This window comes from Seonamhaeicola marinus, from assembly GCF_008085455.1.
In genome coordinates this window covers 77,375-104,072 of sequence record NZ_VSDQ01000577.1, presented here as the reverse complement: position 1 = coordinate 104,072, position 26,698 = coordinate 77,375, and the positions used below count along the sequence as shown (strand labels likewise).

Here is a 26,698-nt window from a genome sequence, read left to right as displayed (position 1 = left end):
GGTTGATTAACTTATTTTATCTGCTGCAACTTTTACAGCTTCTTCAATACTGTTATAAGCTGCACATCTGCAGATATTACCGTGCATTGCATTCCTAATTTCAGATTCTGATGGGTTAGGATTATTTTTCAGAAAAGCCGAAGCGGTCATTATCTGACCTGCTTGACAATACCCGCATTGTGGCACATCAACCTCTTTCCATGCTTGTTGAACTGGGTGATCTCCATTTTCAGAAAGACCTTCTATAGTTGTTATATTCATACCTTCCGCCTGAGACACCTGTAATAAGCAACTTCTCATGGCATTCCCATCTACATGGATGGTGCAAGCACCGCATTGACCAACTCCACAGCCAAATTTGGTACCTACAAGGTTAATTTTATCTCTTAAGACCCACAATAAGGGCGTGTCCATATCTGCCTCAACAGTATGGCTCTCGTTGTTAATTTTTAAGTTAAATGTTGGCATAGTTTCTTGTTTGGATTTCAAATTACTAAAAATCTGGTACCAACATAGAACTTTAACAAGCACTTAACTAAATGTAAATTAGCCTTAACACCAATAAAATTACCCTCTAAGGTTATTTTGAAGGATAATTCACGTTAATTAGAATCATATAACTTTAAGTGCTTTGCCGACTTTAATAAATGCTTGTATTGCTTTATCTAATTGAGATCTTTCATGAGCAGCAGATAATTGTACGCGTATTCTAGCCTTTCCTTTTGGAACTACGGGATAGAAAAAGCCAATTACATAAATACCTTCTTCAAGTAATTTTGCAGCAAAATCTTGTGCCAAAGTGGCTTCGTATAACATAACTGGTACAATTGGGTGTTCCCCAGGGACAATATCAAAACCAGCGTTAGTCATTTCTGTTCTAAAGTATTTTGTATTTTCTTCTAATTTGTCTCTTAAATGTGTTGAACTACTTAAAATATCTAGTACTTTTATTGAAGCTCCTACAATAGAGGGTGCCACCGTATTAGAGAACAAATAAGGTCTTGAGCGTTGCCTTAATAAATCTACTATTTCTTTTCTAGCAGCAGTGAAGCCTCCAGACGCCCCGCCTAATGCTTTTCCATAAGTGCCTGTAATAATATCTACTCTGCCCATTACATTTCTGTATTCATGAGTACCACGACCAGTTGCACCCATAAAACCTGTAGAATGACATTCGTCAACCATTACCATAGCCCCGTACTTATCGGCTAAATCACAAATTTTATCTAACTGAGCAATTGTACCATCCATAGAGAAAGAACCATCCGTAACGATCAACTTTCGTCTTGCATCTTTAGCTTCAATTAATTTAGCCTCTAAGGCTTCCATATTGTTATGATCGTATCTGAACCTTTGGGCCTTACATAAACGAATGCCATCAATTATTGATGCATGGTTTAACGCATCTGAAATTATAGCATCCTCAGCAGTTAAAATAGGTTCAAACACTCCGCCATTAGCATCGAAAGCTGCTGCATATAAAATACAGTCTTCCATTCCCAAAAACTCAGCCGTTTTATGTTCTAAATCCTTGTGAATATCTTGTGTACCACAAATAAATCTTACTGAAGACAAGCCATAACCATGACTATCAATAGCTTGCTTACCAGCTTCTATGACTTCTGGGTGAGATGATAGTCCCAAATAGTTATTGGCACAGAAATTTAACACTTCAGGGGTCTTGGTTGTTGAAATCTCCGAACCCTGTGGTGTAGTAATAATTCGTTCAGATTTATACAACCCAGCTTCCTTTATATCTTCAATTTCTTGTTGTAATTGTGCTTTTATATTTGTGTACATAGTGTAATGTTTTTAAGATTTAAATGGCTTGTTGGTAGTATTCCTTTAGTTTTTCCAACATGATTTCGGTTATGGCACTCAGGTCGTATTTCGGTTTCCAATTCCAATCTTCTCTTGCCTTAGTATCATCAATGCTTTCGGGCCAATTGTCTGCAATACCTTGTCTAAAATCTGGATTGTAAGTAATACTAAAATCTGAGATGTTCTTTTTAATAGCCTCTGCAACTTCTTTTGGCGTAAAACTAACACCAGAAATATTATAGGATGTTCTAATTTTTATTTGTGACTTTGGGGCTTCCATTAGTTCAATAGTAGCTCGTATAGCATCATCAATAAAAATCATAGGTAGTTTGGTATCTGCCTTTAAAAAACAAGAGAACTCTTGACCTATTACCGCTTTATGATAAATATCTACGGCATAATCTGTTGTCCCTCCTCCAGGTAAAGACTGGTATCCCACAACCCCAGGATATCTTAATGAACGTACGTCTAAATTGTATTTTTTGTAGTAGTACTGCGCCCAATTCTCGCCATCTACTTTACTAATACCATAAACCGTTTCTGGGTCTAAAAAAGCGTTATTAGGTGTATTTTCTTTAGGCGCATTTTGTCCGAAGACCGCTATGGAACTTGGGTAAAACACCTTTTCAACAGCATTGAGTCTGGAAACTTCTAAAACATTAAGTAAAGTTTTGGTATTAATTTCCCAACTTAAAATTGGGTTCTTTTCTCCGTTAGCAGATAAAATAGCCGCTAAATGATATATCTGTGTGACTTTATACTTTTTTACAATGTCATCTAACAACTTAAAGTTAGTGGCATCAATAATCTCAAATAAACCAGTATTAATGGTTCTTTTAGCAATATCTGAAGCCAGGACATTGCCATCTCCATACCTCTCTTTCAGAGCTGTAGTAAGCACTGTACCCAATTGTCCGTTTGCACCAATCACTAAGACCATATCATTAAGTATTTATATCTTACAAAATTAAATAATACGGGTATAATTATAAAAATTACATATAATTTAAGTAATTTTCACTTTTAATTAAAATATATTCAGATTAAATTACTTTAATCTTATCAGAAAAATATAGTGTAACAATAAATTTTATGGCCATATGATGGAGCATTTAGACCATACAGACTTAACCATTTTACGGATTTTACAAAAGGACTCAAAGAAAACTGCCAAGGAGATTGCAAAAACCTTAAACCTAACTACTTCTCCTGTCTACGAACGTATTAAACGCCTTGAAAAGCAAGGGTATATACAAAAATACGTGGCTATTTTAGACAAAAAGCTTATTGAACGCTCTGTAACCACCATTTGCCAAGTATCTATGAGATATCACAGCAAGGAATTCATTGAGCGTTTTGAAGAACAAATACAAAACTTAGAGGAAGTACAAGAGTGCTACCACATGGCTGGACAAGTGGATTTCATTTTGAAAATAAACACCAAAGATCTAGAGGATTATCACAATTTTGTAAAATATAAGCTCTCAAAAATTGATAATATTGGTGTACTAAATAGTACATTCGTTTTAAAGGATATTAAACAGTCTTCCGAGTTTTACATTTAAATGCCTTTACTAATAAATTCCAAAGCCCTGTGTTCATTATAGTAGATATTATTCTTATCTATAAAGCCCACATGCCCTCCGTAATCTGGCATTTCTAAATAGACATTAGGATTTAATTTGGCTTCTTTTACAGGAAAACATTCGGGTGATAAAAATGAATCATTTAACGCATTAATAATCAATGTTGGTACTTTTATGTTAGGTATAAATTGAAGGCTACTACTTTTTGCATAATAGTCTTCTGCATCTTTAAAACCGTGCGCCCGAGATGTATAAATATCATCGAAGTCTTTTAATGTTTTTATTGCATTAAAATCTTCAAGTGCCAATTCTTTAGGAAACGTTTCTAACTTTAAGTTTAGTCTGCCTTTTAAGTGCTTAAGAAACCTTATGGCATATGGTTTATTTTTTAATTTATGGAGCTCTAAACTGGAGCCACTTAAGTAACAGGGTGCCGAAACAGTTACAGCTGCCTTTAATTCATTCGGCACATTATCTCTTTCGCCTAAATACTTAAGAATCATATTTGCTCCTAAACTAATACCTTTTAGGTAGATCTCGGTATACAGATTCTTAGAAATAACATGTGCAATAACATCTTCTAAATCTTCTGTAGCTCCAGAGTGATAACTTCTAAACAGCGTATTATCTTCACCACTACAACCTCTAAAGTTTACACAAACAGCATCTACTTTATTTTCGTTAAATAGTTTAGCAGCACCTAACATATAAGGGCGTTGGCCATCACCTTCCAAACCGTGTAACAGAATAATAAGTTTATCTGTTTTTTCCTTTGCACTACTCCAGTCTAAGTCAATAAAATCTCCATCAGATAAAGTTATACGTTCTCTTTTCTGTTTAACACCATTTACACGTCTTACTAGACCTGAGTATACAGTTGAAACAAAACCGTTTCTAAAAACAAAAGATGGTTTATAATAAGATTCTAAAATAGGCATCTATTCTACTTCTAAAGGAACAAACTTAAAATCTTGACCGTTAAACAGGCCTTTATCACTAAGTTTAAGTGCTGGAATTACTAATAGGGCCATAAAGGACAAGGTCATGTAAGGTGCATGTAATGTGCTTCCTAACTGTTTTGCCATAGCATCAATTTCCTGATACGCCTTGGCAACATCTTGAACAGGTTTATCACTTATAATGCCAGCAATTGGTAATGGTAATATTTTTTCTTCGGAAGACGAAACAGCACATATTCCTCCTTTGTTTTCAATTATTAAATTAACAGCTCTACAAATTGCTTCATCCGAAGTTCCTACTGCAATTACATTGTGAGAATCATGACCCACAGATGATGCAATAGCCCCCTCCTTTAATCCGAAATTTTTAATGAAGGCCATAGCAGGATTGGTATTCTGATACCTGTTTACAACTGTCATTTTTAAGACATCATTTTCTATATCAGACACTATGTTCCCTTCTACCTTATTAATTTTTTCAATAACTTCATTTGTAACCAACTGTCCTTCTAAAGCTTCAATAACTCTAATTTTTTCAGAAGTTGCTTCAACTTTAAAATCGGTCACATTTTTAGTTTCACAAACAAAATTATTAATGGTCTCAAAGTCTACAGATTGAATATTACAAACGCCTCTATCAAAAACAAGTTCTCCATTAATATAAGTTTGAATTGTTTTAAAACTAACCAAGTCCTCAACCAATATAAAATCAGCTAAATCGCCTTCTTTTAGTAACCCTACATCTAAGCCGTAATGTTCTACAGGGTTAACACAAGCAGCTTGCAACACTTTAAAAACATCAATTCCTTTTGTTATTGCTCTAGAGCATAGTTGGTTTATATGACCAAGCATTAAATCATCTGGATGCTTATCATCACTACAAAACATCATATTTTCAAAATGATCTGGTAGCAAATCAATTAAAGCATTAAAGTTTTTGGCGGCGCTTCCTTCTCTTATTAGGATTTTCATGCCTTTTTGAAGTTTCTCTAAGGCTTCTTCATACGTAAAACATTCATGATCTGTTGAAATGCCTCCTTCAATATATTTGGTTAGCTTATCTCCAATTACACCTGGTGCATGACCGTCTATTGGTTTATTAAAATGTTTAGCCCATTCTAATTTCTTGTGTACCTCTTCATCATCAAAAATAACCCCTGGATAATTCATCATTTCCGTTAGGTATTTGATGTCTTCACTTTTAAGTAATTCTTTAATCGCTTCAGAATCTATAACGGCTCCTGCTGTTTCAAAAGTGGTTGCTGGTACACACGAAGGTGCTCCAAAATTGAACTTTAATGGTACCTTTTTACCATTGTCAATCATAAAGTTAACGCCTTCTAAGCCACAAACATTGGCTATTTCATGAGGATCTGAAACTGTTGCTACTGTACCATGTTCTACAGCTATTTTCGCAAATTCACTTGGCACTAACATAGAGCTTTCAATGTGAATATGAGCATCTACAAACCCAGGAATGATATAGCTATTAACATCATGTTCCTTTTCCTCTATAGCTATTATCCTATCATTTTCAATAGTAATTTCACCTTTAAAAATACGTTTACTTTTTATATCTACTATGTTTCCTTGAATAGTCATTTTGTACTTTTACTATAATTCATGAAGATTTCGTTCGATAAATCAATTTTGAGATTCTTCAGTCGTTCCTCCTTCTGAATGACAGGGTTATTTTAATTCAATTTTTAAGATGTCTTTGGTATCTTCTGTTACTCTAAATCGATTATCTGCTCTTCTATTAATAATCCAAACGATATCTTCTCCAGAACATAATAACAAAGAGCTTTCTTTATCTAAAAGTGATAATTTTTCGTCTTTAAAATATTTACTCACGCGTTTTTTACCTACCATTCCAAACGGAAAAAATACATCGCCTACTTCCCAATTTCTTATCCTTAAGGGAAGGGTTAGCAAGCCTTTATCTATATAAATAGTATTCGGGTTATTTTGTGAAATGGTTTCAACTTCAGAAAACGTCATAACTCCAAAGGGTGTTTCTATGTCTTGTTCCAGATTCTCAATAATTACATCTTCTAGAGCATCCGCAATTATCTCACTTAATAACAATGTTTCCCCATGTTTTATGAGTCTATGCGTGTTAGACAACACATATTTTCCAGATTGGGCATCTAAAAGATTTACGACATCGTTCCATTCTGTAAATCCGTAATCCTTTAACGCTTCAAATAAATAGGCCTTGGGATTATTATGTTTTTTAAATTCTGAAATTTTAAACACAATTTTGTTATCCTCAATCGTTTCTATGGCTTCTTTTAAAAAGAGTTCCATACTGTCTTCAATAATATCGGCAGTATCGCTTAAATTATTAATGGTACCTTGATAGCTTTGAAGTAAACTTGGGTTTATTTCCTTTAAAATGGGTATGATTTCATGGCGTAATTTATTCCGCAAATATTTGGTAGAAGCGTTGCTACTATCAACACGCCATTCTAACTTATTTTCTTTAGCATAATCCACCACATTCTCTCTAGAAAATGGTAATAACGGACGTACAAATTTATTATTTACCTCTGGGATTCCCGTTAAACCATCTAACCCTGTTCCCCTTGAAAAATTTATTAAAAAGGTTTCTAAATTATCATCGGCATGGTGCGCTGTTAGGATGTAATCAAAGCCTAAGTGTTGCGCTAATTCATCGAACCAAAAATAGCGTAATTCACGTGCTGCCATTTGGATAGATACCTTATTTAACACGGAGTAGCCTTCTGTATCAAAGCTCTCTGTAAAGGCCTCAATATCCAGACTATTAGCCAAGTCTATTACAAATTGTTCATCTCCATCACTTTCTGTTCCTCTTAAATTAAAGTTGCAGTGTGCTAAGGAAATATTTAAACCAAGTCTGTGACATAAATGTACCAATACAACACTATCAACACCTCCCGATATGGCTATTAGTAATTTACCATCTTTAAGGAAAGGAAGGTTACCTAAAATATGTTCTTCAAAGTTGTTTAGCATGTTTCCAAATATACAACTTTGGCAAGTTAAACATTGCTACTATTTCTATTATCATCTGATAAAAATCATAATTCATGTTTTAAAATTAGAGTACCTTAATCAATAATTTTAAAATACTATTATTATGTGCACGATAGACAAATTAAACGATAGAAAGACTAAAATAGCTTTTGAAAAAAGAGTTCTAGGAGCAACACAGCATTTACATACATTTGTTAAACATAGACTTTATATTGCAGAATCCACTGGCATTATACCAAAGAAACTATATGCTTCTAACGGTATTATTGACGAAGCAATTGTAAAATATTATGAAGAAGGTTATAATATTGATAGTGATGTTAAAACCATTAAACTAAAACTTTTTAAAAATGTGGTTTCTCATTTAAACACACTTTTTAAAAAAGAGGCTTTCCATAAAACTACAGTAAGTACAACGTCCATTTTAGAAGAAGAATTGGATGATTTAGAAGAAAGCTTCACTGTTGATGCTGATTTAGATTTTGTTATGACCGAAGATTTAAATGATATTTCATACAAACAAAACAATCACCATAAGCATCTTTTTGTATACGATGACAAGAATAATTCGGTTTTAAATGCTTTTGAAATTGAAGAACAGCACCTCAACAGATCCAAACAAATCTTAGGTAATTTATATAGCTGGATTCCTTTAAACGTATCTAACATTATAGATTTATTAGTGTTTGGAAAATTAAGCTTTGAAGAAATTGCAATTGTAAAAAACATTGAAGTAAAACGTGTTGAATTCATTTTTAATGAGGTAAAAGACAAATTCAAGGAACATATTGATTAGTTTTCTAAAACTTCTCGCATTGCTTTAGCTTTAACCAAACACTCCTCGTATTCTTTAAGGGGTTCACTCTTAGCTGTAATAGCTCCTCCTACGGAATAAGATATATACTTTTTTGTGTGGTTGTAAAGAATACTTCGTATAACCACATTGAAGTCGAAATCGTTATTTGGTGCAAAGTATCCAATAGCTCCAGAGTAAATACCACGCTTGGTTTCCTCCAGCTTTTCAATAATTTCCATAGCCGAAATCTTTGGAGCTCCGGTCATGCTTCCCATTGGAAATGTGGTTTCAATAATATCAACAGGATGCACACTAGCTTCTACTTGCGAGGTAACCGTTGAAATCATTTGGTGGACCTGTTCAAAGGTATAGACTTTGCAAAGTTCATTAACCTTTACACTTCCTTTTACAGCAGTTTTTGATAAATCATTACGAACTAAATCTACGATCATAATGTTCTCACTACGCTCTTTTTCGTCTTTACTTAAATTCGTTTTTAAGATATCATCTTCCTTTGTTTTTTTTGAACGTTTTGCTGTACCTTTTATAGGTTGAGAAATGATCGTGTTGCCAACTTTTTTAACATAGCGTTCAGGCGAAGCACTGGCCACATAATTGTCATGAAACTTAACAAAAGAAGCAAAGGGAGGCGTAGAAATCTCATTGAGTTTAAAGTAGGTTTCTAAAGGGTTTATCTCCGTATTTTCGGCATAAAACTCTTGACAAAAATTAGCCTCATATATGTCGCCACGATGAATATGCCCCAACATAGTATTTACTTTTTCAAAATACTCATCTTTATGAATTCTTAGCTTTATTTTAACCGGACTAGAACGTTCACATTGTGATTCCTCTTTATGAAGATTAATACGTTCTAAATCTTTATTGATCTCCGCTTTTAAATAATTCAAATATTGAATTTCAACTGTATCCTTTTTAAACAAAAAGAGTTTTTTAGGTTGAAAAAAATGTAAATCAGGGAATCGCAATCCATCAAAATTACAAGATGCTAGGTCTTCAATATCATTTTTTAAATCGTAGGTTAAATACCCGAAAATCCAATCTTTTGTCTTTGTTTGGTATGCTTTTAATTTTTTAAATGCATTCTGATAATCGGTTTGAATACTAGACGATGCATCAACCGCCAAAACAGCGTCAAAACTAGAGTAGTCTTGCTGGTACTTATTAGAATCTAACCAAACCACCTCATTAAATTGTTGTGCCCAAAGCAATAATTGCTTTTTAAAAGCTTCAACATTTCGTGGTTTAAAAATCTGTGACGTTCTCAATAAAAAAAATTATGCGCAAAGTTAATTAGTTTACTTAAAAAATTAAGAGTTTTGTGTAATACTTTAAACGACTTTTAAAATGCATCTTTTAGAAAATGATTTACTAAAAATTTCGGTAAAACCAATTGGAGCAGAACTGTGCAGTATTAGGTCTATTAAGAACAACACAGAGTTTATGTGGCAAGGAGATCCTGATGTTTGGGGAAGTCATGCGCCTAATCTTTTTCCTATTATTGGTATGCTAAAAGAGGGTAAATACATTTTTAATAATAAGACATATAGTATTCCTAAACATGGTTTTATAAGGCATAATCCGGACATCAAACTGATTAAAACCACCTACAATAATTTAACTTATGCCTTAAGATATAGCCAAGAGCTTTTAAAAGACTATCCTTTTAAATTTGAATTCCACATATCTTATACCTTAAAGGACGATACTATTGAAGTAAAACATGAAGTGAAAAACTTAGATGATAAAACATTGTATTTTTCTGTTGGTGGTCACCCAGCTTTTAAATGTCCCGTGTTTTCTGATGAAAATTATAATGATTACACTTTAGAGTTTGCTCATGAAGAGTTGGCAGATACTTATTTACTTAACAAAGCTAACGGACTCGTTACCCAAAATACAAAACGCATTTTAAACAGCACTAAAACATTGCCTTTAGAGCATCGTTTATTTGAAGATGACGCTCTTATTTTTAAGAATTTAAAGTCAAGGAAGGTTACCTTAAAAAGTGTTAAGAATGACGATATTTTATCTGTTGCCTATAAGGATTTTGATTATCTAGGTATTTGGGCAAAGACTAATGGTGATTTTATCTGTATAGAACCTTGGTTAGGTATAACAGATAATGATACTACCAATCAGGAATTAACGGAAAAGGAAGGCATTCTTTCTTTGGCTGCTAATAAGACGTTTGAAGCTTCTTATTATATTGAAATCAACAAAAAGCATTTATAATAAATGTATCTTTGCCGTCTAAACAATTTGTTGTGACTTTTCAAGATTTAAATTTAAACACTCCACTTTTTAACGCCCTAGATGATTTAGGGTTTACCACACCCACTCCTATTCAATCACAAGCGTTTAATGTTGTAAGTTCGGGTAGAGATGTGGTTGGAATTGCGCAAACAGGAACAGGGAAAACCTTTGCCTATATGTTGCCAATCTTGAAAAATTTAAAATTCTCTAAACAAGATAACCCTAGAGTTTTAGTTTTAGTCCCTACAAGAGAATTGGTTGTACAAGTTGTAGAAGAAATCGAAAAATTATCCAAGCACATAAATAACAGAGTTTTAGGTGTATATGGAGGTACAAATATTAATACTCAGAAAAAAGCTATTGCTGAAGGATTAGATATTTTAGTAGCAACTCCTGGACGATTGTATGACTTAGCATTAAGCCGAGTTTTACAATTAAAATCTATTCAAAAATTAGTCATTGATGAAGTAGATGTGATGTTAGATCTGGGCTTTAGACATCAGTTAATTAATATTTTTGATCTGCTTCCAGAAAGAAGACAAAACATTATGTTTTCGGCAACGATGACCCAAGATGTAGATGTATTAATTAATGATTTTTTTAGAAATCCCGAACGTGTTTCTATAGCTGTTTCGGGAACACCCCTAGAGAACATTTCACAGAAAAGGTATGACGTTCCTAATTTCTATACCAAGGTAAATCTTTTGGAGTTTTTATTAGGTGATACTGAAACATTTAACAAAGTCCTGATTTTTGTAGCTTACAAAAGAATGGCTGATCGCTTATTTGATAAACTTGAAGAGCTGTTTAGAGATGACGTTTGTGTGATACATTCCAATAAAACTCAAAATTATCGATTACGTAGTATTGAAGCTTTTAGCGAAGGGGAACATCGGATTCTTATAGCAACAGATGTAATGGCTCGTGGTTTAGACATAGATAATGTTTCTCATGTTATTAATTTTGACACGCCAGAATATCCTGAGAACTATATGCATCGTATTGGTAGAACAGGTAGAGCTGAGAGAAAAGGTGAAGCTTTAGTATTTTCTACAGAAAAAGAACAAGATGCCATTGAAGGTATTGAAGCCTTAATGGACATGAAAATCCCTTTAATTGAACTGCCAGAAATTGTAGATATTTCTACTGAATTAATTGAAGAGGAGCGCCCACAAATACGAGAACGTAACAACCCAACCAAAAGACGCGACGAGGATGCTCCTGGACCAGCATTTCATGAGAAAAAGGAAAAGAATCAAAAAACAAACCAAGGCGGAAAGTACAGAAGAGAAATCTCTAAAAAATATAAGAAACCTAAAACTAGAGGTGATAAAAATGCCAACAGGCGCAGAAAAAGGTAATTGTGGTTGATAATCCGTAATTCTGGCATCTGACTAATTTCACATATTTTCTTTCGTAATTTGTTGTATTTATTTACTTTTAAATTCTTGTTATTTCAACTTAATTTAAAAGCCTAACTAAACGCATTATGAAAACTTGGATAATCTCTCAGACTGATACCAAAGACACCTACTTCATCCCTACCGAAAAAGCTTTTTGGCTATCCAATCAACCTAAAGGAGTCAATATTGCAGACCTTATTGAAAATAAAAATCTAGGTGCTATAAAAAGTATCCGATATGAAGATTTAAAAGATATTGTACTCATTGATTCAGACACAACAATACAATGTAATTTTAAAGACGATAAAACGGATGAAGAAGAATTTGTTTTAGATCATACCACCTATGCTGAAATAAGGTCATACTTAAAAAACAATCTTAAAGGTGTAGAACTAAAAGATTACTCCATTTTTAAACAGGTCATACCCGAACTAATTACCTTAGCCATTGCTACAGTTTTATCTGTGATTACATATATCGCAGCTTTAGAAATTGAAGGTGGTGGTACGGTAAAAACTTCTGGAAGACGTGCTTTTTTTAAGAAGATAATAGCAGCTATTGCAGAAGCACTTGGCACTACAGGAACCATTATTGTTGGGTTAATCGTTCTTGGAGTAATTGCTTATTTATTAGTTAAAAAAATTCAAAATCCTAAAAAGGGAGAAGTTCTTAAAGTATTAAAAACGGCTAGACTTACTGTGTAGTTATAAAAGATTAACGAACAATAGTGTAAATAGTATAGGCGGTATAATAATCATAATAGAATACCAGCCGTATACCATCCAATAGTATTTTGCTTTAACTTTTAAAATATTAAATGGTGTTACTTTCTCTGGTGCTACTTTTTTAAAATAGCTAAGATTCCGTATTTGAAATAAATCAAAATCTATTGTAGCGTGATTATCATAGTTTTTTAAAACCATTTGATAACGCTCTGATAAATTCTTGGCAAATTCATAAATCTCAGAATTGGCAGGATTCTTTTTTATGGTTTTAAAAACTCTTAACTCATTGTATAACACCGATAATTCTAGTCCGCAGTCATGAAATATTTTGGCATTGAGTTTATAATCTTGTGCATTTTCATACTGACTAAAAACTAATAATAGAATGGAAAGCCCTGTTATAGCGTAGTTAATTAAATTAACATCATTACCAACATTAACATTATAAACCGACATAAGTCCCGCAATAATGAGGTAAGCAGACAGTATTGCCAAACTTATATTTGATAACTTCGCTCTGGTTTTAAGTCTTTTATCTGCATTAAAACGAGAACTTCGTGTAGACCAAATTTTATAATTTAATTCCTCAAGGAAACTTTTCTCTAAATAGTCTTTTGAACCTTCAAAATCAATAATATTTGTTGCCATTTATTGTACTTTTTCAAAGTAAAAATAAGATTTCAACTACAATACAAGACACAAACTTATTAACAATTTAAAAAACCCCTTTTCAATTAAGAACAGGGGTACACAAAATCTATTAGTAACTATTAATCTAAGACTTTTGTAAATACTTTAAAATAATGATTCCTATACGTGGCAATATAAAAGTTACAGCTCCAAATACAGTGGTTAAAAAAGCTACTTTTAAACCACCTGCCATCTTACCTGTACTAATATCGCCAATGGCTTCTATGGCATCAAAAGCTGTTATCATACCAATAATGGAACCTAAAAACCCAATAACCAAACCCAAAATACTGGTATCCGAGGCTAAACTTAACATTTTCTTGGAGGTATCTATGTTCTTTTTCAAATTCACAAAACCAAGAATAATAAAGGCTATAGATACTAACAAACATATTAATATCATGGACATAAATAATGGCCCTCCTTCCATAAACCTATCTACAAAAACATTTAGTGCATAAATTGATAAAACGTACATAATAATTTGATTTTAATTAAACATGCAACAAATGTATAAGGCTTATACCTTGCACAATTTTAAATGCGACGAATGACTAATTTAACCATAAATATAACACATTGTAGAAACGCCAACTAAATTGGTAATCTGTCTACAAAAACGGTTTCTACACAAAAATTATAGTAATATTGTATGCAATGATTACTATCAAACATATAATACCTTTTCTTGGTAAAATAATTTTACATCTGCTCTTTTGGGCTGGTGTACTTTTGTTCTACACTTACTTTTTTGGTTTTAATAGTGGCAACTTTAATTATGTATTATCATTTTCAGTTTTTTTAATGCCTATTACAGTAGCCACAACTTATGTATTTATATATAAATTAATTCCGGAATATCTTATTACTAAACGTTATCTAAAATTTGGATTTTACACGTTTTGCACCATCGTTATTTCTGCTTATCTCATAGTTATTTCTGTTTTCTATGGCTTAATTTATTTATCAAATTTTGAATATAAAGACATGGCTCCAATTAGCAGAAGCCTTTTATTTGTTACTACCGCGGTGTATCTTGTAGTTATTATTGCGAGTGGCTACAAACTTCTAAAGCTTAACTTAAAACATAGTAAAGAAACCAGCGAACTTGAAAACAAAATTTTAGAAGCCCAATTAAAATTAAAAGAGCAAGAGCTTAATTATTTGAAAATGCAAATTCATCCGCATTTTCTGTTTAATACTTTAAACACCATGTATGGGTTTGCCTTAAAAAAGGCTAACGAGACACCAGAAATGATATTAAAGCTTTCTAACTTACTAGATTATTTGCTCTATAAAGTAGACAAACCTTTTGTCTCTTTAATAGATGAAATACACCATATTAAGGACTATATTGAGCTAGAAAAAATGCGTTTTAACAATACGCTAAATATTAATTTTAACGTGAAAGAGACTGTTTCAAATGATATTCAAATTGCGCCAATGTTATTACTGCCTTTTGTTGAAAACAGCTTTAAACACGGGACATTAAGAAATGGTATTTTAACGATTAATTCCCGTATTAGTTGTGATGTTAAAAGCCTATCTTTCTTTATAGAAAACACATGTTCTGAAGATGGTTTTGATAATACGGGCATTGGTCTTACTAATATTCAAAAACGATTAGATTTACTTTATAAGGACAAATACCTTCTAAAAATAGACCATAAAAACGGTATCTTTAAAGTAGAATTACAATTAGATTTAGTTTAGCATTTGTCAAGCAAAAAAAACATATCGTGTTTAATTATAGATGATGAAGTAATAGCTCAAGAAATAATAGCTACGCATCTTTCTAAAATACCTAATATAGCAAAGGTTGAATCGTGCAATAATGCTATTGAAGGTTTTAATTTTCTTAGAAATAACCATGTTGATTTGCTATTTCTTGATATTAACATGCCCGAAGTATCTGGTATTTCTTTTGCCAAATCTATTAGCAAGGATATTAAAATAATTTTCACAACCGCTTACAGAGACTATGCTGTTGAAGGCTTTGAATTGCAAGCCGTTGATTATCTCTTAAAACCTATATCTTTTGAACGTTTGCTTAAAGCAGTAAATAATTATTTTGATACTTATAGCGACATTAATTCGGAGGTGACAGCAAGTCCTTCTGGTAATGAATTTATGTTTGTTCGTTCGGATAGAAGAATGATAAAAATAGATTTCGATGCTATTGTTTATATTGAAAGCTACAGCGATTATTTAAAAATTCATTTAAATAATGAAACCGTTGTAACTAGAGAAACAATAACAGCAGTTGAGGCTAAACTTCCCAGTCATAAATTTATGCGCATACATAGATCGTTTATCATTTCGCTCTCTAATATTTCCTCTTTTACAAATGAAGAAATAACTATTCATAAAAAGTCGCTTCCAATTAGTAGAAGTTATAAAAAGGAGGTTCTTAATAGATTAGAAAAATTTTGATTTGATAAGAGTTCAATTTAATTGTGAATACAACAAAGTAATACTCAGAAACTAAAAAATGATCTATTGTCATTTCGACGGAACGAGGCACGAGTGACGAGCAATCTCATTATTTAGAAACTCTTACTCATTCTTCGTCTGAATTATAAAAATTATTAAACACCTATCTCACATTACTTTAAGATTCTGGATACCCAAGAATGTAATAGCCCATTTTCTTACCATTTGGTTTAACAGCTTCATTTATTTCCCAAGTAAAGTTAGGTTCTCTAATATCGGCTAATAACGTATTAATATCATTAAAAGAATAGGTTCTCATTAAAGAAGCTTGTCCATCCCAGGCATAAGCTATTGGTATTATAGGAATAATGTAGGTAAACAGTAATTGCGTAAAAGTTAAATTCTTTGAAAATGGTGTCATGACTAAAGACATGATAATTAGAATTGACAGCGACAAAGGAAGTAGTAACAACCAAGCTACAAAAGGCACATTATTCTTTGCTAATTCAAAAATAAAAATAGGTTGTTTATTATCAGAAGCGGTTTTTAAAATCTGTTTAGCATTTCTAGGAGACATATGATGAAAACTTGCAATCATTGTTTTTAAACCACTAGGTATTTCAGAGAAATCTAGTGCGTTTAAGGGCTTTTCCCTATAGCTTATATAATCAATAGTATCATTGTTTATCTTTTCTACCAAAGCTTTGTTGGGGTGTAAATCTGTAAGTAATAAGTTTAAAATAGTGTCACTAGAATTTTCATTCATTGCTTTAACAACATTGGGCATAGGACCTCCTGAGCCAGACCCCATGTCTACAATTGTATCAAACTTTAATTGTGCTCTTAAATTACCAATTAAAGTTGCTAATACTTCGGTAGTTCCCATCATTTTATGAAAGACCAAAATAAGATTAGTTAAACCTGTTCTAATACTTTCCGGGAACCAGTTAAAATCTTCAAATTCGAATAACTCTTTGCGTTTCATAGTCACGTAATTTCTAAAATTGCAATTGTTCTTTAAAAAACAACGTTGCCCTACCTATGGTGAAGTCAAACCACTTTTTGGTTCCCCAAAAGCCATGTCCAACAGAAGGCAATGCAATTAGCTCACTATAAACATTGTTTTTTATAAGTAATTCAACACTGTTTAAGGACTGCTCTATAGGAACAATATGATCTTTAACACCATGAATGAATAACATTGGAGGATCGGTATCATCAATATGATATATTGGAGAGGCTAATTCCCATTTCTTCCGATTTTCAGAATAAGACACGCCTAACCAATCAATTAAGTTTTTATCATCTGTAGCTGTAGAAAAATCGGCATCAGCCTCTAACACAACGGCAGCATGGACTTTATAAAGTTTAGAATTCAAATCTGGATTTAGCGCTGTAACATCTCCAGAAACTCCAAGCATCATGGATAAGTGAGCACCTGCAGAACCACCTATAACACCAATTCTATTAACATCTAAATCATAGGTTTTGGCATGTTCGTGAATCCACCTAACAGCCATTTTAGAATCTTTAATTGCAGCCGGAAAAAGAGCTTCTTTTATAGTCCTGTATTCAATACATATTGTAGCGAAACCTTCTTTTGCAAAAGCAGCAGCCATAGGCGCAAATCCGTTTTTATCTCCAATTCTGAACCCTCCACCACGAATAATCACTATAGTTGCTAGGTTCTTTTTATAGGTGTTAGGCTTATACAAATCCAATAACAGTGTTCTATTCCCATATGTTACATATGGAATATCTTTAGTAACTGTTACATATTGTGGAACAAATTCAGAAACATCTGGCCGTTTTTGTCCAAAAACTGGAAGAAAAAAGGTGGAGAAGACAACATAAAAGAATGACAAAAAAATAGTCTTAGTTTTCATAAGAACATGCTTATTTTAGGATAGTATTTTTATCTTTTAAGACTTCAGGAGCCCAAATTTTTATATCGTCAAATTTTCCCGTATCATCAAAAGAACCGAAGCCTAAATAGCCCGATTTAAAATGTGTATCCGTAGCTTTCATTATGGGCTTGCTCATATCATCAAAGTAGATTTCAATAAGCCCTTCTTCAACCTTTCTTACCACTCTTGCTGTATGCCATGAATATGTCTTTCCCCAGTTAACACCATCTGTTCGCTCTTCTGCAATACTAGTTCTGGGCTCGTCATTTACAATAAAAATACTGTTAGCATGGTCATCTGCCTTAGAAGCAATGTGGGTATAATAGAAGTTTGATGCATTGTTAATTCCGAACATTAAACACAAATCTCTATGAGGATATTCCCGTCCATTCTGGTTTAATCTAATTTCCATTATAAAATCCCCAACCTTAACATCTTTAATTACCGCCATGTTAAAGGGTGATCGTACATTAGGTTTATAATTACTTTGTGTGTAGAGTTCTAAACACTTGCCATTTTCTCCGTTTACACTAATCCAAACATTGGGATCGGTCATTTCAAAATCATTAATGGCTTGTGGTTGCTCAAAATTTTGAGAATACACCAGTTCATAGTTCTCAGGAATTCCCGTTTGTGCTATGGTTTTAGCAATACAAAAAGTAAGGAGCAGGATTGTTATACGAAGACTCATTTAAAAAGAATTTGAAGTCTAAGGTATTAATTTAACGCCTAATAAAAAACCCTTCCCAAAAAATGAGAAGGGTTTATAAGAATCTTTCAATTTACAGAAATAACCAACCAAATTTTAACCCTAACTAAAAGTTAATCCTGTATTTTTACTTGACTCTCAGTTAAATCTTTTATAGGTACTGCTAATTTGCCATCCTTAGTCTTAAGAATGATACGCATATTTTCTACAGCATCTACCTCGCCTTTTACGCCATTAAACTCAATTACTTGTCCTACTTCAAACGTCTTTCTAGCATAAAACGTTTTTAATATTTCCGTTACAATTTTATGAGCTCCTAATCCAAAAGCTATGGCAAATGCCAATAAGAAGGCTCCTAAAATTAAAGTGATATTACTTGTAATAATCTCTGTGTCTACCCCAGCTTGATTTAAAGCTGTTATAGAAGTAAAAATTAATATGATGAAGAATACTACCTGACTTATAATTTTTGCACCAGATAAATCCATCGATTCAAAAAACGACTTTAAGCCTTTTTTTATTGCATTTGCTAAAAACAGACCAATAGTAAATACCACTAAAGCTGAAAATAATTTTGGCAAATACGCTAACAGACTAGCTATCTGTTCTGAAATCATGGTTAAACCAAGTATATCCGATACTATAATTATTAGTATGATATACATAATCCATTTTACAGACTTTGTAGCTATTTTAATTGTATTGAAATTTAGCTTTTTACCCTCTACAATTTCAATTTCATTTATTTTATCATCTAACTTACTGACTTTTGCTACTTTTAAAGCTTTTTTGATAATTCCAACAATAAGTTTTGTTACAAGCCAGCCTACTATCAATACTACTAGTGCTAGTAGTATTTTAGCTAAAACTGGCCACATGGCCTCTAGAGAGTTAAGAGCCGTTTCTTTCCATTGTTCTACATTTTCCATTTTTATATCGGGTTAGGGTTTCAATTTTTGGTTTTCGCATCTCTTTGCTTCATAACCGACTCAATAACATCTCCAATATTATAAGAAAACAAAGCAGCTAACTCCATGAGTAATTTTGCCATTGCTATATCACTCATAACCTTAGACTTGAGCTCTTGTGGTACTTCCTTAAGAGGCGTATTTACATATTTAAATGGGTTATCCATTACTTAAGGTTATTATATACGGTTATTAATTTATCTTTTGCACGCTTAATTCTCATTTTCACAGCGCTTTCTCCTATACCTAAGGCAGTCACAATCTCTTTTATAGATAATGAGTCTTGATATTTTAGCAGTAAAATCATTTTCTCATCTGGAGAAATTTGTTCTATTGCTACCTTCAGTTTGTCAACTTTCATACTTAAAAAACTATTCTCATCTTCATATCCATCTTCAGAAAGGTTTTCTATGTCCTTATAATCAACGGCTTTCTTTTCAAACTTTTTAGCAGTATTTCTGGTAACATAATTTACACAATGGTTATACGTAAATGCATATAGCCATGTAGAAAACTTAGAATTACCTTTAAAACTTGCTAACTTAACAAATAGTTTTAAAAAAATATCTTGAGCTAGGTCTTTTGCTTCGTCATCGTCTTTAGCAAAACCTAAACATTTGTTATATACAAGCATTGAATACCTGTCATACAGTATTTCAAAAAGCAACGTATCGTTGTTTTTTACTATTGCTTTGACTAAATCCTCGTCGGATTGTGTTTTAAATTTGTCCAGGGTTTTCAATTTGTTTTGTTGATAGTTATGACACACACAGAATTATAAAGTCACAGATCTACCAGAAGTTTTTTTTAAAATTTTAATTTGGAAATTTAACACCATGTTAACGAGTTGTTTACGATGGCTAAATGTAATAAAATTAATAGGAAAAGTTAACATTGAGATTAAGAAAAATGGTTTGTCCCCCAATACTAAATAAAACCACAACCAAAAAATACAGATTTTCAGTTTTGTTTAGGAATACCGACGAATTACTTTAAAAACACGTTTAACTACATGTTAATCCAAAAAAAAATGGCCGAAGCCATTTTTTTAAAATATTTTATAGTTTAAAGTTTATACTTTCTCAGAAATTTATTTCTTATAATACTTTACATAACCTTTATAGCTAAATACCCCTAAAACAGCCACAATACTAAGGGCTATTGCAATACTTTTAAAACTATCTAATTGCTGACCCGATTGATACGAGTGTAAACCAGCTAAGTAGAAGTTAACTCCAAAATAAGTGAATATGATAAAAGCAATTGCTATTACTGAGCATAGATTAAAGAACCATCGGCCTCTAAGTCCTGGAATTAAACGCATATGAATTACAAAAGCATATATCATGATACTTATTAAGGCCCAAGTTTCTTTGGGGTCCCAGCCCCAATAGCGTCCCCAGCTTTCGTTAGCCCACATACCACCTAAAAAGTTACCAATGGTAAGCATTACTAAACCTACCGTAAGTGCCATCTCATTAATAATAGTAAGTTCCTTAATATTTAAATCCATTTTAGTTCTGTTCTTACTATTAGTAACAGCCATTAAAAATAATGATACTACACCTAGAATCATACCCAAAGTAAAAGGACCATAACTGGCGACAATCACAGCTACGTGAATCATTAACCAATAACTATTTAAAACAGGTTGAAGATTTCCTATAGCAGGATCCATCCATTGCATATGCGCAACCCATAACAACATTGAAGTGACAAAAGCAGCTGCGGCAATGGTTAAATCTGAACCGGATTTATTAAGACTTAAGACAGACTTACCATTTTTCTTACTTATACCAGTAATTAAACCAAACAGCATTGTAGACCATGCCACATAAATCATAGATTCATAAGCATCACTCCATGGTGCATGACCCGAAACATACCAACGCATAATAAGACCTCCTAAATGAAGTAAAAACAGCGCAACAATTAGCCATTTAAAAAAGGTTACCAATACCGATATAACCTTGTTTTTATCTTTAAAGATTTGAACTATAAGTAAAATAAACATTAAAGATCCAGCATACATATACCATTTATACAGCTTTTTGAAAATATCATACTTATTGTACAATACCTCAGTATGAATCTTATCATCATTTAGCATAACATCACTACCATATTTATGCTGTGTTTTTTTAAATGCTGTAAGCAATTTATCCACCTCGGTAAAATCGCCCGTTTGTTTTGCTCTATTTAGGGTTACTAAATAAGCCTGAAATCCGTTTTTTATAAAACTCCCGTAAAGCGAGTCCTGAATATTATGCTGTCCGAACTTATAATCATAAGAAGATATCCAAGTATTTTTAGGGTCATTAGGAACAGGAAATAACTTTAACGAGGCACCTTCTATAGTATTATAAAGTAAACTTACTTGTCTATGCGCTTCTTGTATTTTCTTTTGATATCCATTAGGTACGGTTGTACTAAAAGCATCTTCTAAATAAGGATCTAACTTATAAGCCCCTTTATCTGTAAAAAAATCAGCTAAGGCAACGCGTCTGTCTTTAGTATTTGTACCAATAATGTAATGTATGGTATCTGCTTTTTTATACTCTAAATCTATAATAGGAACATTATACCACAGCCTAGGACTTTCTTGCATAGACAGAAATACTTGATGCGCATCAAAACCTTCGTACGTATCACTATTACTAACTTTTCGAAGCATTTCAGAAGCATAGGTGCTTACAGGTTTCATTCTTCCATCGAGATCTTGAATAACCAAATGTGCAAATTTCTCGGCATGTTCTTTCGATGTAATATTTTCCGCCAATATAGAATCTATCTGAGCCTTAGCTATTTTTGTTCTTACGGTTGTTTGCGAACCATGATCATGTCCGTCGTTTTCCGAATGTTTTTCTTGAGCAAAACCACTTAAAGAAAACATTACAAGCCATACAGCAAGGAATTTTGCCTTCTTTTCTTTTACATTTCTGAGTTGCTTTCTTAAATCAGAAAACCTTGTGCCTCTAACAACCAAAATAGCCATTAAACCTAGGTACAACATAAAGTATCCTATGTATGTAAGTAATGTACCCCAATAATCATGGTTTACCGAAAGTATTGTGCCGCTTTCATCTGGAAAGAAACTAGATTGAAAGAACCTATAGCCTTTATGATTTAAGATATTATTCATATAAATCTTATAATCAAAACTACCTTCTTCCTTATCTATTACAGTAACCTGACTGGAATAAGCAGCATTAATATCAGAACCAGGGAATTTATCAGCCTCAAAATCATTCAATTTAATACTAAAAGGTAGTTCCAGGACTTTAGACCCATATTGAAAATTAAAATCTAATCCGCCAACATTAACCTTTTTATGCGGCCTTGTCATTCCAGGTCCTCCCAAAACGCCAACTCGCTTGGTTTCTCCATTAGATGTAACTTTTAACACAATACCATCTTCATCATTCTTTAAAACTTGTGATTTCTGTACCACGTCAAAGACACCTTTAACAATAGGCTTAGGAAATACCATTTGCATATTTCCAATTCTGTATAATGCTCTTAATTTTAAGGGCTGGATACTATCTTTTGTTAAAGCACCTTGTTCTTGAGTAGCCATAACCATGTAAGTCCCTTCAAAAGGAGAATCTATTGAAATAGCCTCTCCATCGTAATGTAAATTTACCGCACCCTGTGCAGGATTGTTTAAAGTAAAAATTACATTATGTATGCTTGCCTGCTCTCCTACTTTTAAAAAATGGTTATGAGCACCTCCTCCACCAGACTCTACTATCTTTAAATACGCTTCGCCATTGTCGTCTGGTATAATGTCCTCCTCTGCTCCAACAATAAACTTTTCTAACTCAATTTCAAAAGGTTGATTATTGTAATTAGACGCTTCATGAAACTTATTATTTAGTCGTTTAGAGAAGTCTACTTCATATTCTAAAGGCAAACGTTGTTGTACACCGTCTATTTGATAATCGCCATCTACAAAAGCTGAGATATATGTTTTTTGAGAAAGAAATGTATTTTCAGTGCCTCCTTCAGGTATAGACATCATTCCTTCAAAACTTATATACCTCGTTATAAATGCTCCTAAAAAAATGAAAATAAACGCAACATGTAATAGTAAAACCGCCCATTTTTCTTTTCTAAATAATCTATATCTAAAAATATTACCAACAAAGTTGATAACAAACATGCCCATAATAGCCTCAAACCACCATGCGTTGTAGATTAAATTTCTTGTGTATGGTGTTGGTGATGTTTCTTGACCTTGATCCAGGAATGTTCCCGTAATCATGGCTGCCGCGAAAACAATAAATAATATACCAGTAAGTCGAGTTGAAAAAAGAATGTTAGCTAGTTTCTTTTGCATGGTTATAGCCTGTTAAATATCGTGCAAATTTAGGCATTTAAGTTTGTTTTACCTTGTTAAAGTTTGCTTAAAGCTTGAAGTATTAAGGCTAAAGACAGAAGTATTAAAATTTCGAAATTAAAATATCATATTCTAAAAAATAATACAATTATGAGCTATTGTAAAAGTGGATTTTTAGAGGTTCTCCCAATAAATGCTACCTCGCTCAGTAGTATTAACCTATGCAAACCTGAATACTAAAATTTCTAGCAAAGACGCTAAGACGCTCATTCAATTAGAAGATTGTCACGATCCTATCTCCTCAGCAATGACATTTAACCTCAATTGTTTTAAACGTTCTTCCAACTGCAAACTTAATACTGTATACTGCTTACTGAATACTGCTCACTTAATACTAAACACTACTCCATTCTTGCTTTAAATATTTCCATATAAAGGAAAGTTCCCATTTTTCTGGCACGCCTTTTAGCGTTTTCTGCATAATCGCCCTCAAAAAGCTCATCTATGGTCTGCAACCATAAATTAAGCCATATTCCAAAGTGCAGCTCTGTAATGCTTTGGTTGTTATCTTGATCGACCTTTACATGTACTTCTAATGGATTTCCATAATACTTCGTTTTTAAAAACAAACTAGATTCCCAAAACGTGGTTAACGTTTCTAAATGCGCATCCCAATCTTTAATTATAGAATTAAAAAAAGGCCCCAAAGTGTCTTCATTTCTAACTTTTTCGTAAAATGAAGACACCAATAAGTACACATCGTCTCTATTTTTTATATCCGATTTTTTCATTTAAAGCTATAGCCGATTTACATTCAATATTATTAAAAATATATTCAATAAAACCGATACCAATAATAAATTAAAAATCCACTTCTTTTTAATCTGCGCCATAATAAACGCATTGTATAACATGGTTACAGATACACAAAGGGTTAATTCCAATAAAAATGAAGCCGCTTTACTATTCATAAGCACATACATAGCTGCAATAGAACCTACGCAACTTTGAAAAATAATACTAAGTGGCACATACAACTCCATATTGCTTGAAAACTCCTTTAAACTCTTACTATAAAATTTCATACCTTGACTATTAAAATTAATACAAGGCAAAATTCTATAATCTATCTTTGCTCATTTATGATTCAAATCATAACAATATGATACCCTTAGATGTCCTAGAAACATACCAACCAGCCGTGAAGTCATTACAAAAAAATGACATGGTTTTTAATGAAGGTGAAACGCCCAATTACTATTACCAAATTAAAAACGGAAGTATTAAAATGTACAACTTAACAGAAGATGGTAAAGAGTTTGTACAAGGTTATTTTAACGATAATGAATCCTTTGGAGAACCTCCTCTTTTTGGCGACTATAAATATCCCGCAGCTGCTTTGTGTAATGCTGAAACTAAGGTTTACCAACTTCCTAAAGACAAATTTTTTGAGCTTTTAAAAGCCCATCCTGAAATTCATTTAAAGTTTACGAAATTACTATGTAAACGTATGGTGTATAAGGCCAAAATAGCTCGAGAAATTTCAATTTATCCACCAGAACACCGAATTATCTCTTTACTAAAACACCTTAAAGACAACAGCAAAGAAGAAGGTACATTTGAAGTAAATTTAACAAGGCAACAGATTTCTGAACTAACAGGACTTAGAGTTGAAACCGTAATAAGAGCAATTAAGAAACTAGAAAAAGAGCATAAATTAACCATTAAAAACCGTAAAGTTTTTATATAATACTTCTATTTTAGCGGTATGATTTCAGTAATTATTATAGGGGCAGGTAACGTTGCAACACATTTATACAAAGCCTTTACTAAAAGTGAAAATGTAAGTGTAAACCAATGGTACAATAGAAGCTTAAAAAGCTTGCAAACGTTTAAGAATGAAGTTGATATTACGGATGACTTAAATAATCTTAAAGACGCCGATATTTATATACTTGCCGTAAGCGATGATGCTGTAGCTTCTGTTTCATCTCAGTTACCTTTAGAAAACAAAATTGTAGTACATACTTCCGGGAGCGTTAATGTTCATGATTTAGATAAAAAACACAAACGGGGTGTATTCTATCCGTTACAAACGTTCAGTAAAACTGCACAATTAGATTTTGCAAACGTTCCTATTTGTATAGAGACTTTAGATAAACCAGATTATCACATTTTAAAAGAATTAGCAATTTCCATTGGTAGTCCTGTAAAAAAGGTAAATAGCGATCAGCGCAAAGTCTTGCATTTAGCAGCTGTATTTGTAAATAACTTTACGAATCAGTTATACAGAATAGGTCATGAGATTACAGAAAGTGAAGGCGCTGAATTCGATTTATTAAAGCCCTTAATCTTGGAGACCGCAAAAAAAGTACAGGACCTCTCTCCTTATATGGCCCAAACTGGTCCAGCTAAAAGAAACGATAAAAAAACCATTAATAAACATTTAAAGTTGTTGCAAAGCGAAGAACATAAGGCTATATACAACGTATTAACTGAATCTATTAAGAAAACTCATGGACGATAATAAAAGTTATAAAGAATACCTAGAAAACATTAACACCTTTATTTTTGATGTTGATGGCGTTTTAACCGATGGTAGTGTTACCATAATGACTAATGGAGACATGCTAAGAACTATGAATATAAAAGATGGGTATGCTCTAAAAACAGCTGTGGATGCGGGGTTTAACGTTTGTATAATTTCAGGTGGTTCTAATGAAGGGGTTAGAAAGCGTTTATCCGGATTAGGTATTAAGGATATTTATTTGGGCGCACATAATAAAATTGACCAATTAAACGAATACCTTAACAATAAAGGCGTAAAACTTGAAAACGCACTATACATGGGAGATGATATACCAGATTTTCCAGTGATGAAATTGGTTGGCCTACCATGTTGTCCGCAAGATGCTGTTCAAGAAATAAAAGGTATTTCAAAATACATTTCACATAAAAATGGAGGTAAAGGTGCTGTTCGTGATGTTATTGAACAGGTACTAAAAGTTCATAACAAATGGAATGGTAATTTTAATGCCAAATATGATTAAGTCTAATTGACTCT

General features: G+C 32.7%; 28 protein-coding genes. 10 read left to right on the top strand and 18 right to left on the bottom strand.

The genetic code is table 11. The annotated features are described in order from the left end of the window. Nucleotides 1–6 precede the first annotated feature (6 nt). From FUA24_RS08845 to FUA24_RS08835, 3 genes are all read right to left on the bottom strand, one after another. Entirely contained in the window at nucleotides 7–468 is a 462-nt protein-coding gene (locus tag FUA24_RS08845) for a (2Fe-2S)-binding protein (RefSeq protein WP_148541467.1), read from the bottom strand. Nucleotides 469–612: 144 nt separating this feature from the next. Next, nucleotides 613–1,800: a glycine C-acetyltransferase gene (kbl, locus tag FUA24_RS08840; RefSeq protein WP_148541465.1), complete on the bottom strand. Its 1,188-nt coding sequence runs from the start codon at nucleotides 1,798–1,800 to the stop codon at nucleotides 613–615. A 19-nt stretch (nucleotides 1,801–1,819) separates the two neighbouring features. Next, the gene (locus tag FUA24_RS08835; protein ID WP_222861340.1) at nucleotides 1,820–2,761 is read right to left on the bottom strand and encodes an NAD-dependent epimerase/dehydratase family protein; all 942 of its coding nucleotides are present in this window, start codon (nucleotides 2,759–2,761) and stop codon (nucleotides 1,820–1,822) included. Between the two features lie 160 nt (nucleotides 2,762–2,921). Here FUA24_RS08835 and FUA24_RS08830 point away from each other — a divergent pair, with 160 nt between their 5' ends. After that, complete coding sequence (locus FUA24_RS08830; protein WP_246147004.1) at nucleotides 2,922–3,386, top strand: Lrp/AsnC family transcriptional regulator; 465 nt, start codon at nucleotides 2,922–2,924, stop codon at nucleotides 3,384–3,386. On the opposite strand, the gene FUA24_RS08825 is transcribed toward FUA24_RS08830, so the two are convergent. The 3 genes from FUA24_RS08825 to tilS form a co-directional block, all read right to left on the bottom strand. After that, nucleotides 3,383–4,345 (bottom strand): YheT family hydrolase, encoded by a 963-nt coding sequence (locus tag FUA24_RS08825; RefSeq protein WP_148541461.1) that lies wholly within the window; start codon nucleotides 4,343–4,345, stop codon nucleotides 3,383–3,385. The two genes, FUA24_RS08830 and FUA24_RS08825, sit on opposite strands and share 4 nt — an antisense overlap. Further along, entirely contained in the window at nucleotides 4,346–5,968 is a 1,623-nt protein-coding gene (ade, locus tag FUA24_RS08820; protein WP_148541459.1) for an adenine deaminase, read from the bottom strand. 87 nt (nucleotides 5,969–6,055) lie between these two features. Further along, on the bottom strand, nucleotides 6,056–7,366 hold the full coding sequence (tilS, locus tag FUA24_RS08815; RefSeq protein WP_148541457.1) for a tRNA lysidine(34) synthetase TilS: 1,311 nt from the start codon (nucleotides 7,364–7,366) through the stop codon (nucleotides 6,056–6,058). A 124-nt stretch (nucleotides 7,367–7,490) separates the two neighbouring features. Between tilS and FUA24_RS08810 the strand changes: the two genes are divergently transcribed. Then, nucleotides 7,491–8,183: a hypothetical protein gene (locus tag FUA24_RS08810; protein ID WP_148541455.1), complete on the top strand. Its 693-nt coding sequence runs from the start codon at nucleotides 7,491–7,493 to the stop codon at nucleotides 8,181–8,183. Here the strand turns inward: FUA24_RS08810 and pabB are convergent. Continuing rightward, entirely contained in the window at nucleotides 8,180–9,472 is a 1,293-nt protein-coding gene (gene pabB, locus FUA24_RS08805; protein WP_148541453.1) for an aminodeoxychorismate synthase component I, read from the bottom strand. The genes FUA24_RS08810 and pabB overlap by 4 nt on opposite strands. 79 nt (nucleotides 9,473–9,551) lie before the next feature. Here pabB and FUA24_RS08800 point away from each other — a divergent pair, with 79 nt between their 5' ends. The 3 genes from FUA24_RS08800 to FUA24_RS08790 all read left to right on the top strand — a co-directional run bounded on the left by FUA24_RS08800 (nucleotide 9,552) and on the right by FUA24_RS08790 (nucleotide 12,567). After that, complete coding sequence (locus FUA24_RS08800) at nucleotides 9,552–10,439, top strand: aldose 1-epimerase family protein (RefSeq protein WP_148541451.1); 888 nt, start codon at nucleotides 9,552–9,554, stop codon at nucleotides 10,437–10,439. Between the two features lie 32 nt (nucleotides 10,440–10,471). Continuing rightward, complete coding sequence (locus FUA24_RS08795) at nucleotides 10,472–11,821, top strand: DEAD/DEAH box helicase (RefSeq protein ID WP_148541449.1); 1,350 nt, start codon at nucleotides 10,472–10,474, stop codon at nucleotides 11,819–11,821. A 128-nt stretch (nucleotides 11,822–11,949) separates the two neighbouring features. Then, nucleotides 11,950–12,567 (top strand): FeoB-associated Cys-rich membrane protein, encoded by a 618-nt coding sequence (locus tag FUA24_RS08790; RefSeq protein ID WP_148541447.1) that lies wholly within the window; start codon nucleotides 11,950–11,952, stop codon nucleotides 12,565–12,567. Here the strand turns inward: FUA24_RS08790 and FUA24_RS08785 are convergent, their stop codons facing one another. After that, complete coding sequence (locus FUA24_RS08785) at nucleotides 12,568–13,236, bottom strand: SLATT domain-containing protein (RefSeq protein ID WP_148541445.1); 669 nt, start codon at nucleotides 13,234–13,236, stop codon at nucleotides 12,568–12,570. A gap of 127 nt (nucleotides 13,237–13,363) precedes the next feature. After that, entirely contained in the window at nucleotides 13,364–13,756 is a 393-nt protein-coding gene (locus FUA24_RS08780; protein ID WP_148541443.1) for a MotA/TolQ/ExbB proton channel family protein, read from the bottom strand. A 179-nt stretch (nucleotides 13,757–13,935) separates the two neighbouring features. On the opposite strand from FUA24_RS08780, the gene FUA24_RS08775 reads away from it, so the two are divergent. Next, nucleotides 13,936–14,991 (top strand): sensor histidine kinase, encoded by a 1,056-nt coding sequence (locus FUA24_RS08775; protein WP_148541441.1) that lies wholly within the window; start codon nucleotides 13,936–13,938, stop codon nucleotides 14,989–14,991. 3 nt (nucleotides 14,992–14,994) lie between these two features. Then, nucleotides 14,995–15,711: a LytR/AlgR family response regulator transcription factor gene (locus FUA24_RS08770; RefSeq protein ID WP_148541439.1), complete on the top strand. Its 717-nt coding sequence runs from the start codon at nucleotides 14,995–14,997 to the stop codon at nucleotides 15,709–15,711. A gap of 178 nt (nucleotides 15,712–15,889) precedes the next feature. Here FUA24_RS08770 and FUA24_RS08765 read toward each other — a convergent pair whose 3' ends face one another. From FUA24_RS08765 to FUA24_RS08725, 9 genes are all read right to left on the bottom strand, one after another. Further along, a complete protein-coding gene (locus FUA24_RS08765) occupies nucleotides 15,890–16,696 on the bottom strand; it encodes a hypothetical protein (RefSeq protein WP_148541437.1) in 807 nt (268 codons plus the stop codon). A gap of 13 nt (nucleotides 16,697–16,709) precedes the next feature. After that, nucleotides 16,710–17,597, bottom strand: a complete 888-nt coding sequence (locus tag FUA24_RS08760) for an alpha/beta hydrolase (RefSeq protein ID WP_148541435.1) — start codon at nucleotides 17,595–17,597, stop codon at nucleotides 16,710–16,712. A 10-nt stretch (nucleotides 17,598–17,607) separates the two neighbouring features. Continuing rightward, on the bottom strand, nucleotides 17,608–18,309 hold the full coding sequence (locus FUA24_RS08755; RefSeq protein WP_148541434.1) for a hypothetical protein: 702 nt from the start codon (nucleotides 18,307–18,309) through the stop codon (nucleotides 17,608–17,610). 131 nt (nucleotides 18,310–18,440) lie between these two features. Continuing rightward, complete coding sequence (locus FUA24_RS08750) at nucleotides 18,441–19,256, bottom strand: mechanosensitive ion channel family protein (RefSeq protein ID WP_148541432.1); 816 nt, start codon at nucleotides 19,254–19,256, stop codon at nucleotides 18,441–18,443. Between the two features lie 20 nt (nucleotides 19,257–19,276). After that, a complete protein-coding gene (locus tag FUA24_RS08745; RefSeq protein ID WP_148541430.1) occupies nucleotides 19,277–19,462 on the bottom strand; it encodes a hypothetical protein in 186 nt (61 codons plus the stop codon). Then, nucleotides 19,462–20,037 carry an RNA polymerase sigma factor gene (locus FUA24_RS08740; RefSeq protein ID WP_148541429.1) on the bottom strand — a complete coding sequence of 192 codons (576 nt, stop codon included), beginning with the start codon at nucleotides 20,035–20,037 and terminating at the stop codon, nucleotides 19,462–19,464. Before FUA24_RS08740 ends, FUA24_RS08745 begins: the two co-directional genes overlap by 1 nt. 348 nt (nucleotides 20,038–20,385) lie before the next feature. After that, complete coding sequence (gene ccsA, locus FUA24_RS08735; protein WP_148541427.1) at nucleotides 20,386–23,634, bottom strand: cytochrome c biogenesis protein CcsA; 3,249 nt, start codon at nucleotides 23,632–23,634, stop codon at nucleotides 20,386–20,388. A 401-nt stretch (nucleotides 23,635–24,035) separates the two neighbouring features. Then, nucleotides 24,036–24,425 carry a group III truncated hemoglobin gene (locus FUA24_RS08730; protein ID WP_148541425.1) on the bottom strand — a complete coding sequence of 130 codons (390 nt, stop codon included), beginning with the start codon at nucleotides 24,423–24,425 and terminating at the stop codon, nucleotides 24,036–24,038. A gap of 6 nt (nucleotides 24,426–24,431) precedes the next feature. Next, nucleotides 24,432–24,719: a hypothetical protein gene (locus tag FUA24_RS08725; RefSeq protein WP_148541422.1), complete on the bottom strand. Its 288-nt coding sequence runs from the start codon at nucleotides 24,717–24,719 to the stop codon at nucleotides 24,432–24,434. 116 nt (nucleotides 24,720–24,835) lie between these two features. Here FUA24_RS08725 and FUA24_RS08720 point away from each other — a divergent pair, with 116 nt between their 5' ends. Genes FUA24_RS08720 through FUA24_RS08710 form a run of 3 tightly spaced genes read left to right on the top strand, consistent with a single transcriptional unit; the run spans nucleotide 24,836 to nucleotide 26,684 of the window. After that, nucleotides 24,836–25,384: a Crp/Fnr family transcriptional regulator gene (locus FUA24_RS08720; protein ID WP_246147002.1), complete on the top strand. Its 549-nt coding sequence runs from the start codon at nucleotides 24,836–24,838 to the stop codon at nucleotides 25,382–25,384. An 18-nt stretch (nucleotides 25,385–25,402) separates the two neighbouring features. Beyond that, complete coding sequence (locus tag FUA24_RS08715) at nucleotides 25,403–26,161, top strand: Rossmann-like and DUF2520 domain-containing protein (RefSeq protein ID WP_148541418.1); 759 nt, start codon at nucleotides 25,403–25,405, stop codon at nucleotides 26,159–26,161. Next, the gene (locus tag FUA24_RS08710; RefSeq protein ID WP_148541416.1) at nucleotides 26,151–26,684 is read left to right on the top strand and encodes a KdsC family phosphatase; all 534 of its coding nucleotides are present in this window, start codon (nucleotides 26,151–26,153) and stop codon (nucleotides 26,682–26,684) included. Before FUA24_RS08715 ends, FUA24_RS08710 begins: the two co-directional genes overlap by 11 nt. The last annotated feature ends 14 nt before the right edge of the window (nucleotides 26,685–26,698 follow it).